Genomic DNA, 17,243 nt, shown 5'->3' on the forward strand with positions numbered 1-17,243 from the left:
TAAGTAAAGATATCCGACACAGACAATCGGAAAAGCCACGGTATAGTAACCCGATCACGCCAAGGAGCCGCTTATGCGCCAGAAACCCACCGTCCTCGCCCGCGAAATAGTCGCCAGTAGCCGTTTGTTCCGCGTGGAGGAAGTGCAACTGCGCTTTTCCAATGGCGTTGAACGGACCTACGAGCGCCTGGTGGGCCGCGGTGCCGGCTACGGCGCAGTGATGATCGTGGCGATGATCGACGAAGATCATGCGTTGCTGGTTGAGGAGTACTGCGGCGGCACCGATGAGTATGAGCTGTCGTTGCCCAAGGGCCTGATCGAACCCGGCGAAGACGTGCTGGCGGCGGCAGACCGTGAACTCAAGGAAGAAGCCGGCTACGGCGCACGGCAGTTGGAACACATTACCGAGCTGTCGTTGTCCCCTGGCTACATGAGCCAGAAAATCCAGGTGGTGCTCGCCACCCAACTCTATGAAGAACGCCTGGAAGGCGATGAGCCCGAGCCGATGCGTGTGGACCGGGTCAACCTGCGCGAGCTGTCGCAGCTTGCGCAAAACGAGCAATTCAGCGAAGGCCGCGCCCTGGCGGCGTTATACCTGGTACGAGATTTGTTGATTCAGCGTGGAGCGTTTACCCCATGAGCGAACTGTTTTTAGGCCACCCGTTTATCGCCCCTGTGATCGAGTTGGCCCGCCAGGCGGGTGAAGTGATCCTGCCGTACTGGCGCGCCGATGTGGCGGTGACCTCCAAGGCCGATGATTCGCCGGTCACGGCGGCCGACCTGGCCGCTCACCATCTGATTCTCGCGGGCCTAACCGCATTGGACCCGAGCATCCCGGTGCTGTCCGAAGAAGACGCCGACATTGACCAAAGCGTACGTGCCGGCTGGCAGCGCTGGTGGCTGGTGGACCCGCTGGATGGCACCAAGGAATTTATCGCCGGCAGCGAAGAATTCACCGTCAATATTGCCCTGGTCGAACAGGGCCGCGTGGTGTTCGGCGTGGTGTCCATGCCCACCAGTGGCCGTTGCTACTTCGGTGGTGCCGGTCTGGGGGCGTGGCGTTCCGACGTGAACGAAGCGCCCAGGCAGATCCAGGTGCGCGAGGCGCCGGCAGTGGGTGAGGCGTTTACCGTGGTCGCCAGCCGCCGGCATACCAGCCCCGAGCAAGAGCGCCTGCTGGACGGTTTGAGCGAAGGGTTGGGTGAGTTGAAGCTGGCGAATATCGGCAGTTCGTTGAAGTTCTGCCTGTTGGCCGAGGGCAGTGCCGATTGCTACCCGCGCCTGGCGCCGACTTCGCAGTGGGATACGGCGGCGGCGCAGGGTGTATTGGAAGGGGCGGGCGGCGAGGTGCTGGAGTTGAGTGGCGAGCCGTTCAGCTATCCGGCGCGGGCGTCGTTGCTGAATCCGTTTTTCCTGGCGTTGCCGGCGAAGGCGGCGTGGCGTGAGCGCTTGCTGACCTTGGCCCGCTCTTAATACCTCAGCCGATCTGAATGTGGGAGGGAGCAAGCCCCCTCCCACATTTTTTTGTGTATTGGCTTCTAGCGGTGCAAGACGTATTGGCCGGTAAACGTAACGGCCCGCTCTTCACTGCCCTCATTCACGATCCAGGTGTCCAACGCCAGCCGCGCCCGGCCATAGCGCCTGTAGGTCGCCAAAAAGCGCTTCCACACCTTCTCCTCCGGTGCCGCGCAAAGGGCGGTCGCGTCGTGCGTCACCGGCAGCGGATAGCTGATCTGCCCTTCCTGAATCACGATATGCCCGTCTTCAATCCCTTCCTCGCGCAGTTGCAGGTGCATCCAGCCCCAACCCGCCAGCACCGCTCCGCAGTAGAGGCTGCCGCCGAACATGGTGCTCTTGTGATTGATATTGGCGTGCAGGGGCAGGTGCAGCCGCAGTTGCCCGTCTTGCCAGTCGAGTACCCTGAGGCCCATTTCGCGGGTCAGGGGGATGTCGTGGTGGAGGATGGATTCCAGGTAATGGCTGTCGCGGCTCATGGCGGCCTCTTGGTGGGTGGGCAGGGTCATTCGTCATCAGTGCTTGGGTTGGCGAAGTTCAGGCCGTGCTTGCGCAGTTTGTCGTGCAGGGTCTTGCGCGGTACGCCGAGGGCTTCTGCGAGGCTGCGCATGGAGCTGTGGGGGCGGGTCAATTCGGCGGCGATCAGGCTTTTTTCGAACTGCTCGACCTGTTCGCTCAAGCCGCCCGGCGTGGAAGTCAGCACGCTGCTGGCGGGGTTGTCCGGGGTGCTGTCCAGCGCCAGCTCCAGGCCCAACGCAAAGCGCTCGGCAGCGTTCTGCAATTCGCGCACATTGCCCGGCCAGCTGTGACGCAACAGCAGGGCACGCTGGCCCGGTTGCAGCTCATGCAACGGCAGGCCATGGCGGCTGCTGGCTTCGTCGGCGAAGTGCTGGAACAGCATCAACGCATCTTCACCGCGCTCGCGCAGTGGCGGAATACGCAACGGCGCGACGTTGAGGCGATAGTACAAGTCGGCGCGGAAGCGGCCCTGGTCGGCGGCCTGGCGCAGGTCTTCCTTGGTGGCGGCGATGATGCGGATATCCAGCGGGATCAGCTGGTTGCCGCCGAGGCGTTCCACCACACGTTCCTGCAACAGGCGCAGCAGCTTGACCTGTACGTCCAGGCTCATGCTTTCGATTTCATCCAGGAACAACGTGCCGCCATTGGCGAATTCGAATTTGCCGATGCGCCGCTTCTGCGCGCCGGTAAAGGCGCCGGGCTCATGGCCGAACAGTTCGCTCTCCACCACCGACTCGGCCAACGCCCCGGCATTGATCGCCACAAACGGCCCGCTGCGCCGGCTCGACAGGTCGTGCAGCGCGCGGGCCACCACTTCCTTGCCGGCGCCGGTTTCGCCGAGGATCAGCACATCTGCGCGGGTTGCGGCCAGGGCGCCGATCTGCTCGCGCAGGCGCAGCATCTGTGGCGAGTGCCCCACCAGGCGGGTGCTCAGTTGTTGGCGGTCGCTCAGGGCCAGGCGCAGGCTGCGGTTGTCGAGCACCAGCCGACGCAGGGCCAGGGCGCGGCGCACGCTGTCGAGCAGGGCGTCGCTGGCGAAGGGTTTCTCGAGGAAGTCATAGGCTCCCGCGCGCATGGCCTGCACCGCCAGCGGCACGTCGCCGTGGCCGGTGATCAGCAGCACCGGCAGGTCCGGATCCTGGCCATGCAGCTCGGCCAGCAGCTCCAGGCCGTCCATGCCGGGCATGCGGATGTCGCTGACCACTACGCCCGGCCAATCCCGCGAGAGGCGCGAGGTGAGGCCGGTGGCTTCGCCCAGGGTCAGGACGTTCAGCCCGGCCAGGTCCAGGGTCTGGCACAGGGCCTGACGCAAGTGCGGATCATCGTCGATCAACACCACCTGAATCTGGTTATCGATACTCATACACTGCGGTCCTCGGACGGTTGCAGACTGACGCCCGGCGAGCCGGCACGCAATTTCAAGGTTAACAGCGCGCCACCTTCCTTGTGGTTGGCAAACAGCAGTTCGCCGCCAAAGGCACGCATCAGGGTGTCACAGATTGCCAGGCCCAGGCCCAAGCCCTGGGTGCGGGTCTTGGTGGTGTAGAACGGTTCGCTGGCGCGGCCCAGGGCTTCCATGCAAAAACCTGGGCCGTTGTCGCGAATGTACAGGTTGACGCCCTGGGCGGTGGTTTCGGCACTCAGCCACAGTTTGCGCGGCGGGCCTTTTTCGGTAAGGGCGTCGAGGGCGTTGGCCAGCAGGTTGCCCAATACCTGGCGCAGGCGGGTTTCACCGGCCTGCACCCACAGGGTCGCTTCCGGCAAATCGCGGATCAGTTCCACTTCCATCGAGCGCCGCCGCTTGGCCAGGAGTGCCAGGGCGTCGTCGAGGGCAGGTTGCAGGGCCACGCTCTCCGGCGCGTGCCGGTCGCGCCGGGCGAAGGCGCGCAGGTGGGCGATGATCGAGGCCATGCGCCCGGTCAGTTCGCTGATCAGCTTGAGATTGCCCCGGGCATCGCTGGTGCGCTCGTGGTCGAGCAGGATCTCGGCGTTTTCCGCATAGCTGCGAATCGCCGCCAGGGGTTGGTTGAGTTCGTGGCTGATACTCGCCGACATGGTGCCCAGCGCTGACAGCTTGCCGGCCTGCACCAGGTCATCCTGGGCGCGCACCAGTTCCTGCTGGGCGTGTTCGCGCTCCAGCACTTCCTGTTTGAGGCGCCGGTTCAGGCCTTCCAGATCGCTGGTACGTTCGACCACGCGCATCTCCAGCTCGCGGCGGGCCTTGGCTTCGAAGGCGATGCGTTCCAGGTAGTGGCGGCGGCGTTGCATTAACAGGCCCAGCAGCAGCATCAACACCAGCAGAGTGGCGCCGCCCACGGCGACCACCGTGCGCACCGGACGGCTGATCAAGGATTGCGGTGCAAGGATCTCCACATTCCAGCCGGTCTCGGCAATGGCGGTGGATTGGCGCAGCCATGCGCTGCTGCTCAGGCTCAAGGGTTGCGGGTCGCGCGTGGGGTAGGGCTGGATAGCGATGATGGCCTGGCGTTCTTCGGCGGTCAGCGGCCGGGTGGCACGGAAGCGCCATTGCGGGCGCGACGTGAGGATCACCACGCCGTTGTGGTCGGTGACCAGCAGTTGTTCCGGGGTATTGCCCCACAGGCTTTCGGTGTGGTCCAGGTCGACCTTGACCACCAGTACGCCGATGATCGTGTCGCCATCGCGCACGGCGGCGGCGAAGAAATAGCCGCGCTTGGCCGAGGTGGTGCCCAGCCCGAAGAACCGCCCCAGGCGCCCGGCCATGGCTTCGCTGAAATAGGGTCGGAACGAGAAGTTGCGCCCGACAAAACTGTCCTGCTTGTCCCAATTGGACGCGGCGAGGGTCTTGCCGGTGGTGTCCATCAGGTACATCACCTCGACCCCGGCTTGGGCGGCGACGTCCTTGAGCAGCAGGTTGGCGTTGACCAGGTTGGTGCTGACCTGCGGCGCGCCCAGTGCCGTGCGCAAGGCCGGCAAGTCGCCGAGGATCTGCGGCAGCACTTCATAGCGATGCAGGGTGCCCAGCAGGTTGGCGACGTACAGGTCGAGGGTCTGGCGGTTTTGCCCGGCCAGTTCGCTGCGATAGTAACGCTCGGCCAAGTGCTCCAGCGGCCACAGCAACGGTGCCAGGCACAGGGCCAGCAGGGCAAGGCTGCGCCAGCGGGGTCTTCGCGGAAGGGGTGGAGTCATGGGAGTCGTGCGCCTGTGGGTACAGGCGCATTATGCCTAGTGCTGCCCGGCAAGACACTCGCGCAATGCGTCTTGCCACAAGGGCTGACTGACGTGCCATCGCTGGCGCAGGTGGCTGCAATCGAGGCGTGAGCTCAACGGGCGCCGGGCAGGCGTCGGGTAGGCGCTGGACGGGATCGCCTCCAGTTCGGCACACGCGCGGCCACTGGCGCGCAGGTGTTCGCCGATCGCCTGGGCAAAGCCGAACCACGAGGTTTCACCCTCGGCGGTCAGGTGGTAGATGCCCCATTCCCCGGCCTTGCCCGCCTGCCAGCGTTCGATCAGGGCGCGCGTACTGGCGGCAATGGTCCCGGCCCACGTCGGCGCGCCGATCTGGTCGGCGACGATACGCAGGTGGGGTTTTTCTTGCAGCAGGCGCTGCATGGTCAGCAGGAAGTTCTTGCCGTGGTTGGAGTAGACCCAACTGGTACGCAGGATCAGGTACTGGCCTCCCACTGTGGCAATCGCCTGTTCACCCGCCAGTTTGCTCTGGCCGTAGACGCCCAGGGGATTGGGCGTATCTGCTTCGGTGTAGGGCCCAGGCTTGCTGCCGTCGAACACGTAGTCGGTGGAGTAGTGGATCAACGGGCTGCCCAAGGCCTTGGCTTCCTCGGCGAGGATCCCGGGGGCGGTGGCGTTGATGGCGAAGGCGAGGTCCGCTTCGCTTTCGGCCTGATCCACGGCCGTGTGGGCGGCGGCGTTGATGATCAGGTCGGGGCGGTGAGCGCGCACCTGCTGGCGGATGCGCTCGGCGTCGGCCAGATCGAGTTGCTCGCGGCCGAGCACAATCAGTTCGCCCAGGCCTTGGAGCTGCTGTTGCAGCGCCTGGGAGACTTGGCCATGTTGGCCGGTGATCAGGATTTTCATGGGAATAGATCGGCGTCCATCAGCAGTTTTCCAGCCTGGTCCTTGGCGGACAGTTGCGGCGGTTCGCTCAGTTGCCAGTCGATGGCCAACGTCGGGTCGTTCCACAGGATGCTGCGTTCCGCACTGGGCTGGTAGTAGTCGGTGGTCTTGTACAAGAACTCGGCGGAGTCGCTCAACACCACAAAGCCATGGGCGAACCCTTCCGGCACCCACAACTGGCGATGGTTCTGTGCCGACAGACGCACGCCCACCCATCGCCCGAAATTCGGCGAACTGCGGCGGATGTCCACGGCCACGTCCAACACTTCACCGGCGGTAACCCGCACCAGTTTGCCCTGGGTGTGTTCCAGTTGGTAATGCAGGCCCCGCAGCACGCCTTTTTGCGAGCGCGAGTGGTTGTCCTGGACAAACTCGCGCTTGAGCCCGGTGGCCGCTGCAAAGGCGCGAGCATTGAAGCTTTCGTAGAAAAAACCGCGCTCGTCACCGAACACCTTGGGTTCGATGATCAGTACGCCGGGGAGTGAGGTGTCAACGACGTTCACCGGTTGCCTCCCGCCAACGTGTACAGGTATTGACCGTAGCCGGTCTTGCCGAAGTATTTGGCGCGTTCGAGCAGATGGTCGCGGTCGATCCAGCCGTTGCCATAGGCTATTTCTTCGAGGCACGCCACTTTGAGGCCCTGACGGTGTTCGATGGTCTGCACGTACTGTGAGGCTTCCAGCAGGCTGTCGTGGGTGCCGGTGTCGAGCCAGGCAAAGCCACGGCCGAAGCGCTCGACGTGAAGGTCTCCACGCTCTAGATAGGCGTTGTTGATGTCGGTGATTTCCAGCTCGCCGCGGGCTGAGGGTTTGACGGCTTTAGCGATGTTGATCACGTCGTTGTCGTAGAAATACAGTCCGGTGACGGCATAGCTTGATTTGGGCGTGGTCGGTTTTTCTTCGATGGACAGGGCGCGGCCTTCGCTGTCGAAGTCGATCACGCCGAAGCGCTGCGGATCCTTGACCCAATAGCCAAATACCGTGGCGCCTTTGCCGCGCTTGACCGCTGCATGCAACTGCTCGCTGAAACGCTGGCCGTGGAAAATGTTGTCGCCCAGGATCAGGCAAACGGGGTTGTTGCCGATGAACTGTTCGCCAATCAGAAAAGCTTGTGCCAAGCCGTCCGGCTGCGGTTGTTCTGCATAGCTGAAGCTGACGCCAAACTGGCTGCCATCGCCCAGCAGGTTGCGGTATTGCGGTAAGTCCGCCGGGGTGGAAATCACCAGGATCTCTTTGATGCCTGCCAGCATCAGCACCGAGATCGGGTAGTAGATCATCGGCTTGTCATACACCGGTAACAGCTGTTTGGACACTCCCAGGGTGATGGGGTGCAGGCGAGTGCCGGAGCCACCGGCCAATACGATTCCTTTCATCATGCGATCAGATCCCTCGTGTCGGTATTGCCCAATCGTTCACCCTGATAACTGCCGTCCTGGACCCTGCGGCACCATTCCAGGTTATCGAGGTACCACTGCACGGTTTTGCGCAGCCCGGTTTCAAAGGTTTCTTCGGGTACCCAGCCCAGTTCGCGTTCGATCTTGCCTGCATCGATTGCGTAGCGTTGGTCGTGGCCTGGGCGATCCTTAACGAACGTGATCAGGTCGGTGTATTGCTCCACTCCGTGGGGATGTTGCGGTGCCAATCCCTCCAGCAGGGTGCAGATGCTGCGTACTACGTCAATATTCTTCTGTTCGTTGTGGCCGCCGATGTTGTAGGTCTCGCCGACCACGCCGTGTGTCACGACGCTGAGCAGTGCCCGGGCATGGTCTTCGACAAACAGCCAGTCGCGCACTTGCAAGCCATCACCATAGACCGGCAATGGTTTGCCCGCGAGGGCGTTGAGGATAACCAGCGGGATCAACTTCTCGGGGAAGTGGAAAGGCCCGTAGTTGTTGGAGCAGTTGGTCAGCAGCACGGGCAGGCCGTACGTGCGGTGCCAGGCGCGGACCAGGTGGTCGGACGCGGCTTTGCTGGCCGAGTAGGGCGAGCTGGGCGCGTAGGGCGTGGTTTCGGTGAACAAGTCGTCTACGCCGTGGAGGTCGCCGTAGACTTCGTCGGTGGAAATGTGGTGGAAGCGAAATGCACGTTTTTCTGGCTCGGCGAGTGTTTGCCAATAGCCACGGGCGGCCTCCAGCAAGCTGTAAGTGCCGACGATATTGGTCTGGATAAAATCCGACGGGCCGTCAATCGAACGGTCGACGTGGGACTCGGCGGCCAGGTGCATTATCGCGTGGGGTTCAAAGCGTGCGAGCACGGCGCTGACGGTGGCCTGATCGATAATATCGGCCTGGACGAATTCATAACGGCTATTGGACGCGATGCTGGTCAGCGATTCCAGGTTGCCGGCGTAGGTGAGCTTGTCGAGGTTGAGCACTTCGTGCTCAGTATGCTGAATCAAGTGACGTATCAAAGCAGAACCGATAAAACCGGCGCCACCGGTAATGAGAATGCGCATGTCGGGGGCCCTTTCCTTAGACGAACGTTTAGCGAGTGCAGCATAGCCTGTGTTGGCGTGACGGGCAGGACGGCATGTGTATGGGGGTTGCGTAACCCCCCTGAAAAGTGGCGATATACACCTCTAAAAATTCGAGGTCATCCCCCATGCTGCTCGCCACGTTGATCCATCGTGCCAGTCTACCCTGCCCGCAAGTAGGCCCCGACCAGGCAGCGCAATTGCTCGAGCAGCACTACGGCCTCACGGGCACCCTGCAATCACTGGGCAGCCAGCAAGACCTCAATTACAAAATCGACAGTGCCCGCGGTCGGTTTGTTCTGAAAATCTGCCGGGGCGACTATGCGGCGATTGAGCTGCAGGCCCAGCACGCGGCCCTCGACACCCTGCAGGGCGTGCGGGTGCCCAAGGTCATCAAGGCCCTGAGCGGTGAAGAGCTGCTGAGCGTGACGGTCGATGGCCAGCCCCTGCACGTGCGGCTATTGGACTATATCGACGGCCAGCCGTTGACCCATCTGCCGCATTTGGGACGCGACGTGATCGCAGGCTTCGGCGACCTGTGCGGGCGCATGAGCCTCGCGCTTGCTGATTTCTCGCACCCAGGGCTGGACCGCACCCTGCAATGGGACCCGCGCCATGCCCGGGAACTGATCTCCCATCTGTTGGCCACCCTGGAAAACCTGCCCCACCGCGCCGCACTGGAACAGGTGGCCGAGCAGGTTGAGCAGCGTATTCGCCCCCTGGCCGACCGCCTGCCCTGGCAAGCGGTGCACATGGACATCACCGATGACAACGTGGTGTGGCAGCGCGATGCGCAACGGCACTGGCAACTGCAAGGCGTCATCGATTTCGGCGACCTGGTGCACACCTGGCGGATTGCCGACCTGTCGGTGACCTGCGCGGCCCTGTTGCACCATGCCGAGGGCGACCCGTTTGCCATCCTGCCGGCGGTCCGGGCCTGCCATGCCGTGACTCCACTGCAGCGCGAGGAGTTGCAGGCGTTGTGGCCGCTGATCGTCGCCCGTGCGGCAGTGTTGGTATTAAGCAGCGAACAGCAGCAACGCCTGGATCCGGACAACACTTACCTGTTGAAAAACGCCGAACACGAGTGGGAAATTTTCCATGTGGCGACGTCGGTGCCGTTTGAACTGATGGAGGCTGCGATTCTCGGCAGTGTCGGTGAGACGCTGCCGTCGATTGCCAGCCAGGACTTTGCGCCGTTGTTACCGGGCCTGGTGGGGCGTGAGTTCGCGCTGATCGACCTGGGTGTGCTCAGCCCGCATTTCGAAGCCGGCAACTGGGAACTGCCCGGCATTGATCGGCAACTGCTGGATCAGGCGGCGGCCGTGCATGGGCTGGCGGCAAGTCGTTATGGCCAATATCGGCTGTCGCGTACCTGCCCGGACAGTGCCACCGAACCGCAGACTTTCCCCCTCCACGTAGAGCTGCATCTGCCCCACGGCACGGTGTTGGAGGCGCCTTTCGCCGGAACGCTGCATCAGGACGCCGATGGCCTTGTGAGCGTGCAAGGTGTGGAGCTGAGCGTGCGGTTGTGGGGCGTGGACACCCGGTTGAAGCACGGTTCATTGCTGGTGGAAGGGCAGGTTCTCGGTGAGGTCCATGGGCCGCTGACCGTGCAACTGTGCCGTGCCGACCTCGAACCGCCGCTGTTTTGTACACCGTCCCGGGCCTTGGCCTGGCAAGCCTTGTGCCCCTCGCCTGCGGGGTTACTGGGACTGGCCTGCGATGCCGAACCGGAACTCGACCCCCACGCCCTGCTGGCCCGGCGTGATGCCAGTTTCGCCCGCTCGCAGAAGCACTATTACGTCGACCCGCCACGCATCGAGCGCGGCTGGCGCAACCACCTGATCGATATGCAGGGCCGTTCCTACCTGGACATGCTCAATAACGTCGCGGTGCTAGGCCATGGCCACCCGCGCATGGCGGCAGTGGCGGCGCGGCAATGGTCGCTGCTCAATACCAACTCGCGGTTTCACTATGCCGCCATTGCCGAATTTTCCGAGCGCTTGCTGGCGCTGGCGCCGCCGGGCATGGATCGGGTGTTCCTGGTCAACAGCGGCACCGAGGCCAACGACCTGGCCATCCGCCTGGCCTGGGCTTACAGCGGTGGGCGCGACATGCTCAGTGTGCTGGAGGCCTATCACGGCTGGTCGGTGGCGGCGGATGCGGTGTCCACCTCCATTGCCGACAACCCCCAGGCCCTGAGCAGCCGCCCGGAGTGGGTCCACCCGGTCACTGCGCCGAACACCTATCGCGGTGAGTTCCGCGGGCAGGACAGTGCGCCGGACTACGTACGAAGCGTGGAACACAACCTGGCGAAAATCGCTGCGAGCAAGCGCCAACTGGCCGGGTTTATCTGTGAGCCGGTGTACGGCAACGCCGGTGGTATCTCCTTGCCGCCGGGTTATTTGCAGCAGGTGTACGGGTTGGTGCGGGCCCAGGGCGGCGTGTGCATCGCCGATGAAGTGCAGGTGGGTTACGGCCGCATGGGGCATTTCTTCTGGGGCTTCGAAGAGCAGGGTGTGGTGCCCGACATCATCACCATGGCCAAGGGCATGGGCAATGGTCAGCCACTTGGCGCGGTGATCACCCGTCGTGAGATCGCCGAAGCATTGGAGGCCGAGGGGTATTTCTTCTCATCGTCGGGGGGCAGCCCGGTGAGTTGCCGGATCGGCATGGCGGTGCTGGATGTGATGGAAGAAGAAAAACTGTGGGAAAACGCCCAAGTGGTCGGCGGGCATTTCAAGGCGCGGCTGGAAGCACTGATCGACCGTCATCCACTGGTGGGCGCGGTTCACGGTTCCGGTTTCTATCTGGGCCTGGAGTTGGTGCGTGACCGGCAAACCCTGGAGCCCGCCACCGAAGAGACCACCCTGTTGTGTGATCGCTTGCGGGAGCTGGGGATTTTCATGCAGCCGACTGGCGATTATTTGAACATCCTCAAGATCAAGCCGCCGATGGTGACCTCCAAACGTAGCGTGGACTTCTTTGTCGACATGCTGTCGATGGTGCTGGATGAGCAACTGTAAATAATCGATTGTTATCGGTGATTGGCTGTCATATTTTTCATCCAGGCTGTTTGTTCGCTTCTAAAGCCGATTTTTATCCGTTATAAAGTCGGCCTTTACCCCATTCGGAGTCCTGATCGCCATGACCACCCTGCACAGCACCCCCCGCGCCGATGGCTTCCACATGCCCGCCGAATGGGCGCCACAGACCCAAACCTGGATGGTGTGGCCGGAGCGCCCGGACAACTGGCGCCTGGGCGGCAAGCCCGCGCAGGCCGCTCACGTGGCGGTGGCCAAGGCCATCGCACGGTTTGAGCCGGTGACCGTGGCGGTTTCTGCCGGCCAGTATGAAAACGCCCGCGCCCGCCTGGACGTGCCGAATATCCGTGTGGTGGAAATGTCCAGCGATGACGCCTGGGTGCGCGATACCGGCCCGACGTTCGTGATCAACGACCGTGGCGAAGTACGCGGCGTGAACTGGGATTTCAACGCCTGGGGCGGCTTTGACGGTGGCCTGTACTCGCCGTGGAACCGCGACTCGCAGGTGGGCGGCAAGATCCTCGAAATCGAGCGCGCACCGCGTTACCGCACAGAAGGCTTTGTGCTGGAAGGCGGCTCGATCCACGTCGACGGCGAAGGCACCCTGATCACCACCGAGGAATGCCTGCTCAACCGCAACCGTAATCCGCACCTCGACCGTGCCGAGATCGAAGCGGTACTCAGCGCCAACCTGGCTGTGGATAAGATCATCTGGCTGCCGGACGGCCTGTTCAACGACGAAACCGACGGTCATGTGGATAACTTCTGCTGCTACGTGCGCCCGGGCGAAGTGTTGCTGGCCTGGACCGACGACCCGCAAGACCCGAACTACGCACGTTGCCACGCCGCCATGGCTGTCCTGCAAAGCAGCACCGACGCCCAGGGGCGCTCGTTCACAGTGCATAAAATGCCGATCCCGGGGCCGTTGTATGCCACTGAGGAAGAGTGCGCAGGGGTCGATCCGGTGGATGGCACACAGGAACGTAATCCGACCGTGCGGTTGGCGGGATCCTACGTCAACTTCCTGATCGTCAACGGCGGCATCATCGCGCCAAGTTTCGACGACCCGTTGGACACGGAAGCCAAGGCTATCCTGCAGAACCTGTTCCCACAGCACGAAGTGGTGATGGTGCCGGGTCGTGAACTGTTACTGGGTGGCGGTAATATCCATTGCCTGACCCAACAACAGCCGGCCCCGCATAAAAACTGAGTGCAGTTGTAACAACGCCTTTCCGGCAATCGCGCGTCCCTCGGTTTCGGCTTCTACAGCAAGCCCACGGCCCAGCACGGTCGTGGGCTTTTTTGTGTCCGCCCAGCTGTAGACCCGCGACATTGGCATAGCTCTTGTATCGGTGTTGCTCCAGTGGCCCAGGGTGATGACCGCACAGTTCTGTCATAAACCTTGAGTAAGTTAGCCGCTCACGCAGCAGGAGAGAGCGCTGAAATGAACGCCAATATCAACCCGATGTACACGCGCACCTTCCACCCTTCGCGGGTGGACGGTGACGCGATCCATGCGCTGGGGCTCTGGTTGAAGGAAAACGGCTCGCGACAAGTCAGGCAGCAGTCGGATTTGCGCAGTGTGATGAGTGAACGCTACCCGGTGGGGTTGTTCAGCGAGGATGAAATGCACGCGTTGTGCGAGTTGATGAGTAACTAACGAAATAGCCTTGGCTTCATCGCAGCTGCCTCGCTTGCGCTCGGCAGCTGCGATAAGAAGGGGGTTTACGTTTAGAAGCTATAAGTGCCCGTCACCACCAGGTTACGCGGCTCGCCCGGCTGAATCTGCGCCACACTGGTCGCCGATTCGTAGTAGGTCTTGTCGGCGATGTTGTTCAGCGCCGCGCGCACATCCCACTCTTTCTGCCGGAACCCGACCAATGCATCCCAACTGCCATAACCCGGCAGCAGCACGGTGTTGAGGCTGTCGGCGTAGCGGTCGCCGACCAGGGTCAAACCGGTTTCCGCGTACCAGCCCATCTCCGGTTTCCAGGTGACAAACAGGCTTGCATTGCGCTTGGCCACGTCGCTGACGCGCTTGCCTTCAAAGCCGTTGTTGTCTTTTTCGACCTTGGCATCCTGCAGGCCGACACCACCGCGTACAGACCAGTTGCCGACGATCTTGCCGGTGGCCGTCAGCTCCACGCCGCGGGAGCGCTGGAGGCCGCTGAGCAGGGTAATGGTGCGGTCCAGCGGGTCGCTGGTGCGGCGGTTGTAGAGTTCCAATTCGTACACCGCCAGGGTGGTGCTCAGGCGGTCGTCGAGCCAGTCGCTTTTCACGCCGATCTCTTTTTGCTTGGTCAGCTCGGGGCTCAGGTCGTTGACGCTGCCGGCGGCGTTCGGGGTGATGCCGATCAGGCCGCCACCGGCCGGTGAGAAGGTCTTGCTCCACGAGGCATAGAACGAGTGGTGTTCCAGGGGCGTCCACACCAGGCCAAAGCGCGGGCTGGTGCTGTGGCTTTTGACGTCTTGTCGGGTATTGAGCAGTTTGTTTTTGGTGTCCACTTCGAAGCGGTCGTAACGCAAGCCGGCCAGCACTTGCCACTGGTCATTCAGGCGCAGTTGGTCTTGCACATACAGGGCGCGGCTTTCGACTTCGGTGTGGTTGTTACTCGATACGTTCATGCGCCCGGTGTGGCTCAGATGACGGTTGGGCTGGTTGAGGTCCAGGGCCGGTACGGCCGAGGCGGGGGCGCTGAACAGCTTTGGATCGCGGCGCTGGCTGCCCAGCTCCACGCCGGTGAGCAGGCGGTGTTCGAGGCCGAAGGTGCTGAAGCCTCCTTCCAGCTCGACGTTGTTGAAGACGTTGAGGGTGGTCAGGTCTTGCTGCCAGCGTTGGCGCGCCACCCGATTGGTCGCGGCGCTATAGCCGGTCTGGTACGTGTTGTCGAAATCGCTGTCGAGCTTGAACACGCCGAGGGTCTGGCGCAGTTGCCAGTTATCGTTGAGTTCGTAGGCCAGTTTGGAACGCAGGGATTGGGTCTTGTCGTCGATGTAATCGCGGCTGTCGCCGTAGGTGGTGCTGCGACTGACGTCGGCGGGGCGGCCGTTGACGCCGGGGATGCCGCGATCCGGCGTGCGGTTGTAGCGGCTGTATTCGTATTGCACCAGCCAGTTCAGATCCGGTGTGAGCTGCCAGCTCATGGACGGCGCGAACAGTTGGCGATTGCCGCTGACGTCGTCGCGGAAGCTGTTGTTGTCCTGGTTGCCCATGTTCAGGCGCAGGCTGATGTTGTCGGTGGGATCGGTGCTCAGGTCGGCATACACACTGCGCAAATCGTTGCTGCCGCCCTGGGCCTCGATGCTCGACTTGCGCCCGGCCGTTGGCAGTTTGCTCACGCGGTTGACGATCCCGCCCTGGCCGCCTCGCCCGTAAAGCACGGCTGCCGGGCCTTTGAGCACTTCGATGCGCTCGATGTTGTGCAGGTCGCGTACGTACTGGCTGTCGTCGCGAATGCCATCGAGGTAGAAGTCGTTGCTCGCGTCGAAGCCACGGATACGCAAACTGTCGAAGCGCGTGTCGGCGCCGCTGCTGACGTTGGGGATGCCCCTCAAGGCCTGGCCCAGGTCGTTGGTGCCGTAGGAACGCAGGCTTTCGGTCTTCACCGAGTCGATGGCCTGGGGCACATACCGTACCGGTGTGGCGGTGCGGGTCGCGGTGCTGGTTTCCTTGACGCGCGGGTCGTCTTCGTCAGCTTCGGCGCTGATCGAGGTTTCGGGCAAGGTGGTGGCCGCACAGGCAAAACCGGCAGACAGCAGAACAGAAAGCCCAAGGGTCATGGGCGTCAGGCGAAGGGCAGGCATGGTGGAATGCATCCAAAGGGTTTGGCAGGAAAAAGCGCGCTAATGGTAATGCTTTGCATTTGCGCGCGTTATCCATTACCAAACGTATCCGCTTTGAAATGTGTTACGAAATGTGTTTCCGGGGTCGTTGAAGACTGAATCTGGTCGTTTTCAGAAAGGCCGTAGGCCTTTGCTTAGAATTATTTCGCCTAAATACAGACGATTCACGAAATTGACACATAGTTCAACGCGCGACTAGGATTGCGCCCAACGCCTGTGGCTAACCGCCATGACTCATCCAATAAGAAAAGGCCCGCGGCATGTTCAGTCGTCCGCGGGCCTTCTTTTTTCGGAAAAAGTCGACACCAGAAAAGCGACATGGAGCCTGGTGTCATCGCGCGTACTCAACCCGTAATAAGGAATACAAAAAAATGTTGAAGCAACGGATGAGTCTGATCGCTCTGGGGATTTTGAGCGCATCGACAGCAATGGCAAACGACCAGGAGCAATCCAAGGGTTTCGTTGAAGACAGCCACCTGAACATCGCAGCCCGTAACGCCTACATCAGCCGCGACTACAAAAACGGCAAGCAAGACAAAGCCGAATGGGGCCAAGGTTTCATCGGCAAGTTCGAGTCCGGCTTCACCCAAGGCACCGTCGGTGTGGGTGTGGACGTGATCGGCCAATATGCTATCCGTCTGGACGGTGGCCAAGGTCGCGCCGGTGCGGGGGGTATCGACTTCTTCAAGCAGGGTAATGGCACCACCAACCCTGATGGCTCGGCAAACCCTGGCTCGGCACCACACGACCTCGCCAAAGGCGGCGCAGCGGTCAAGTTCCGCGTCTCTAACACTGTGCTCAAGTACGGTGATCAGTTCCCTAACGTTCCGGTCCTGGCCTACGACAACTCCCGTCTGCTGTCCGAAACGTTCACGGGTACGTCGATCGTCTCCAAAGAGATCGCCGGCCTGCAACTCGACGCCGGTCACTTCACCAAGGAAGCTCGCAAGAGCGCCGAAGGTACTGACAGCGGCCGTCTGAAAAGCATCGACTACGTCGGTGGCAGCTACAAATTCACCGAAAGCCTGTCGGCCGCGCTGTACGCCTCCGACATGCAAGACGTGCTGAAGAAGCAATACGTCAACGTCAACTACGTGCTGGCCCTGCCAGAGAAACAGTCGCTGACCTTTGACTTCAATGGCTACAAAACCAAGCTGGACAAGAGCTTCGCCCTGGAAAACCAAGGCAGCGAAGACGCTCGCGACAACAAGATCTGGAGCCTGGGCGCCACATGGGCTGTCGGCCCGCACAGCTTCACCGTCGCTCACCAGCGCAGCACGGGCGACACCGGCTACCTGTACGGCGGCTACCGCAACGCTGGCGGCATCGGCGACGGTGGCAACACCATCCTGCTGGCCAACTCCTACTGGTCCGACTTCAACGGCAAGGACGAGCGCTCCTGGCAAGCCGGCTACGGCCTGGACTTCAGCACCTTCGGCGTGCCTGGCCTGACCTACAACGTGGCCTACGTGCGCGGTACCAATATTGACGACGGCTCCAACCGTGGCAATGGCACCGAGCGCGAGATCTTCAACCAGTTCAAATACGTCGTCCAAAGCGGCCCGGCCAAAGACCTGAGCCTGCGTGCTCGTGCGTCCTGGTTGCGCGTTTCCAGCAATGCTGACAAGTACAACGTAGGCGGTAACGAAATCCGTCTGTTCGCCGACTACCCGATCAACGTTTTCTAAGTGATCACACGTCGCGCCTGATTCCAGGCGATAAAAAACCCCGACT

14 protein-coding genes are annotated in these 17,243 nt (G+C 62.1%); 6 read left to right on the forward strand and 8 right to left on the reverse strand.

The window, feature by feature from the left end; translation table 11 throughout:
• Nucleotides 1–73: 73 nt before the first annotated feature.
• Together nudE and cysQ are read left to right on the forward strand one after the other, a co-directional pair.
• Nucleotides 74–640 (forward strand): ADP compounds hydrolase NudE, encoded by a 567-nt coding sequence (nudE, locus tag BB029_RS24475; RefSeq protein ID WP_065941117.1) that lies wholly within the window; start codon nucleotides 74–76, stop codon nucleotides 638–640.
• Entirely contained in the window at nucleotides 637–1,473 is an 837-nt protein-coding gene (cysQ, locus tag BB029_RS24480; RefSeq protein WP_027605133.1) for a 3'(2'),5'-bisphosphate nucleotidase CysQ, read from the forward strand. Before nudE ends, cysQ begins: the two co-directional genes overlap by 4 nt.
• Nucleotides 1,474–1,538: 65 nt before the next feature.
• Here the strand turns inward: cysQ and BB029_RS24485 are convergent, their stop codons facing one another.
• The 7 genes from BB029_RS24485 to rfbB are packed head-to-tail and all read right to left on the reverse strand — an operon-like array spanning nucleotide 1,539 to nucleotide 8,601.
• Entirely contained in the window at nucleotides 1,539–1,994 is a 456-nt protein-coding gene (locus BB029_RS24485) for a YiiD C-terminal domain-containing protein (RefSeq protein ID WP_065941144.1), read from the reverse strand.
• A gap of 26 nt (nucleotides 1,995–2,020) precedes the next feature.
• The gene (locus BB029_RS24490) at nucleotides 2,021–3,397 is read right to left on the reverse strand and encodes a sigma-54 dependent transcriptional regulator (protein WP_065941118.1); all 1,377 of its coding nucleotides are present in this window, start codon (nucleotides 3,395–3,397) and stop codon (nucleotides 2,021–2,023) included.
• Nucleotides 3,394–5,202 (reverse strand): ATP-binding protein, encoded by a 1,809-nt coding sequence (locus tag BB029_RS24495; RefSeq protein WP_065941119.1) that lies wholly within the window; start codon nucleotides 5,200–5,202, stop codon nucleotides 3,394–3,396. The genes BB029_RS24490 and BB029_RS24495 overlap by 4 nt, the downstream gene beginning before the upstream one ends.
• Nucleotides 5,203–5,238: 36 nt before the next feature.
• Complete coding sequence (rfbD, locus tag BB029_RS24500) at nucleotides 5,239–6,108, reverse strand: dTDP-4-dehydrorhamnose reductase (protein ID WP_065941120.1); 870 nt, start codon at nucleotides 6,106–6,108, stop codon at nucleotides 5,239–5,241.
• The gene (rfbC, locus tag BB029_RS24505) at nucleotides 6,105–6,650 is read right to left on the reverse strand and encodes a dTDP-4-dehydrorhamnose 3,5-epimerase (RefSeq protein WP_065941121.1); all 546 of its coding nucleotides are present in this window, start codon (nucleotides 6,648–6,650) and stop codon (nucleotides 6,105–6,107) included. Before rfbC ends, rfbD begins: the two co-directional genes overlap by 4 nt.
• Complete coding sequence (rfbA, locus tag BB029_RS24510) at nucleotides 6,647–7,522, reverse strand: glucose-1-phosphate thymidylyltransferase RfbA (protein WP_065941122.1); 876 nt, start codon at nucleotides 7,520–7,522, stop codon at nucleotides 6,647–6,649. The genes rfbC and rfbA overlap by 4 nt, the downstream gene beginning before the upstream one ends.
• Nucleotides 7,519–8,601 (reverse strand): dTDP-glucose 4,6-dehydratase, encoded by a 1,083-nt coding sequence (gene rfbB, locus BB029_RS24515; protein ID WP_065941123.1) that lies wholly within the window; start codon nucleotides 8,599–8,601, stop codon nucleotides 7,519–7,521. Before rfbB ends, rfbA begins: the two co-directional genes overlap by 4 nt.
• Nucleotides 8,602–8,747: 146 nt before the next feature.
• Between rfbB and BB029_RS24520 the strand changes: the two genes are divergently transcribed.
• The 3 genes from BB029_RS24520 (at nucleotide 8,748) to BB029_RS24530 (ending at nucleotide 13,326) form a co-directional block, all read left to right on the forward strand.
• Nucleotides 8,748–11,648 carry an aminotransferase gene (locus tag BB029_RS24520; RefSeq protein ID WP_065941124.1) on the forward strand — a complete coding sequence of 967 codons (2,901 nt, stop codon included), beginning with the start codon at nucleotides 8,748–8,750 and terminating at the stop codon, nucleotides 11,646–11,648.
• 121 nt (nucleotides 11,649–11,769) lie between these two features.
• The gene (aguA, locus tag BB029_RS24525; RefSeq protein ID WP_065941125.1) at nucleotides 11,770–12,876 is read left to right on the forward strand and encodes an agmatine deiminase; all 1,107 of its coding nucleotides are present in this window, start codon (nucleotides 11,770–11,772) and stop codon (nucleotides 12,874–12,876) included.
• A gap of 234 nt (nucleotides 12,877–13,110) precedes the next feature.
• Nucleotides 13,111–13,326 (forward strand): hypothetical protein, encoded by a 216-nt coding sequence (locus BB029_RS24530; protein WP_065941126.1) that lies wholly within the window; start codon nucleotides 13,111–13,113, stop codon nucleotides 13,324–13,326.
• Between the two features lie 71 nt (nucleotides 13,327–13,397).
• On the opposite strand, the gene BB029_RS24535 is transcribed toward BB029_RS24530, so the two are convergent.
• On the reverse strand, nucleotides 13,398–15,470 hold the full coding sequence (locus tag BB029_RS24535) for a TonB-dependent siderophore receptor (RefSeq protein WP_065941127.1): 2,073 nt from the start codon (nucleotides 15,468–15,470) through the stop codon (nucleotides 13,398–13,400).
• 410 nt (nucleotides 15,471–15,880) lie between these two features.
• On the opposite strand from BB029_RS24535, the gene BB029_RS24540 reads away from it, so the two are divergent.
• Nucleotides 15,881–17,197, forward strand: coding sequence for an OprD family porin (locus BB029_RS24540; protein ID WP_065941128.1), 1,317 nt, complete (start codon nucleotides 15,881–15,883; stop codon nucleotides 17,195–17,197).
• The last annotated feature ends 46 nt before the right edge of the window (nucleotides 17,198–17,243 follow it).

It is taken from the genome of Pseudomonas sp. S3E12 (assembly GCF_001702295.1).
In the GTDB taxonomy this organism is placed as follows: Bacteria; Pseudomonadota; Gammaproteobacteria; order Pseudomonadales; family Pseudomonadaceae; genus Aquipseudomonas; species Aquipseudomonas marginalis.

What these genes read in the sequence shown, in the direction of transcription:
- nudE (WP_065941117.1), top strand. Translation starts at nt 74, where the DNA reads ATGCGCCAGAAACCCACCGTCCTCGCCCGCGAAATAGTCGCCAGTAGC.
- cysQ (WP_027605133.1), top strand. Translation starts at nt 637, where the DNA reads ATGAGCGAACTGTTTTTAGGCCACCCGTTTATCGCCCCTGTGATCGAG.
- BB029_RS24485 (WP_065941144.1), bottom strand. Translation starts at nt 1,994, where the DNA reads ATGAGCCGCGACAGCCATTACCTGGAATCCATCCTCCACCACGACATC.
- BB029_RS24490 (WP_065941118.1), bottom strand. Translation starts at nt 3,397, where the DNA reads ATGAGTATCGATAACCAGATTCAGGTGGTGTTGATCGACGATGATCCG.
- BB029_RS24495 (WP_065941119.1), bottom strand. Translation starts at nt 5,202, where the DNA reads ATGACTCCACCCCTTCCGCGAAGACCCCGCTGGCGCAGCCTTGCCCTG.
- rfbD (WP_065941120.1), bottom strand. Translation starts at nt 6,108, where the DNA reads ATGAAAATCCTGATCACCGGCCAACATGGCCAAGTCTCCCAGGCGCTG.
- rfbA (WP_065941122.1), bottom strand. Translation starts at nt 7,522, where the DNA reads ATGATGAAAGGAATCGTATTGGCCGGTGGCTCCGGCACTCGCCTGCAC.
- rfbB (WP_065941123.1), bottom strand. Translation starts at nt 8,601, where the DNA reads ATGCGCATTCTCATTACCGGTGGCGCCGGTTTTATCGGTTCTGCTTTG.
- BB029_RS24520 (WP_065941124.1), top strand. Translation starts at nt 8,748, where the DNA reads ATGCTGCTCGCCACGTTGATCCATCGTGCCAGTCTACCCTGCCCGCAA.
- aguA (WP_065941125.1), top strand. Translation starts at nt 11,770, where the DNA reads ATGACCACCCTGCACAGCACCCCCCGCGCCGATGGCTTCCACATGCCC.
- BB029_RS24530 (WP_065941126.1), top strand. Translation starts at nt 13,111, where the DNA reads ATGAACGCCAATATCAACCCGATGTACACGCGCACCTTCCACCCTTCG.
- BB029_RS24535 (WP_065941127.1), bottom strand. Translation starts at nt 15,470, where the DNA reads ATGCCTGCCCTTCGCCTGACGCCCATGACCCTTGGGCTTTCTGTTCTG.
- BB029_RS24540 (WP_065941128.1), top strand. Translation starts at nt 15,881, where the DNA reads ATGTTGAAGCAACGGATGAGTCTGATCGCTCTGGGGATTTTGAGCGCA.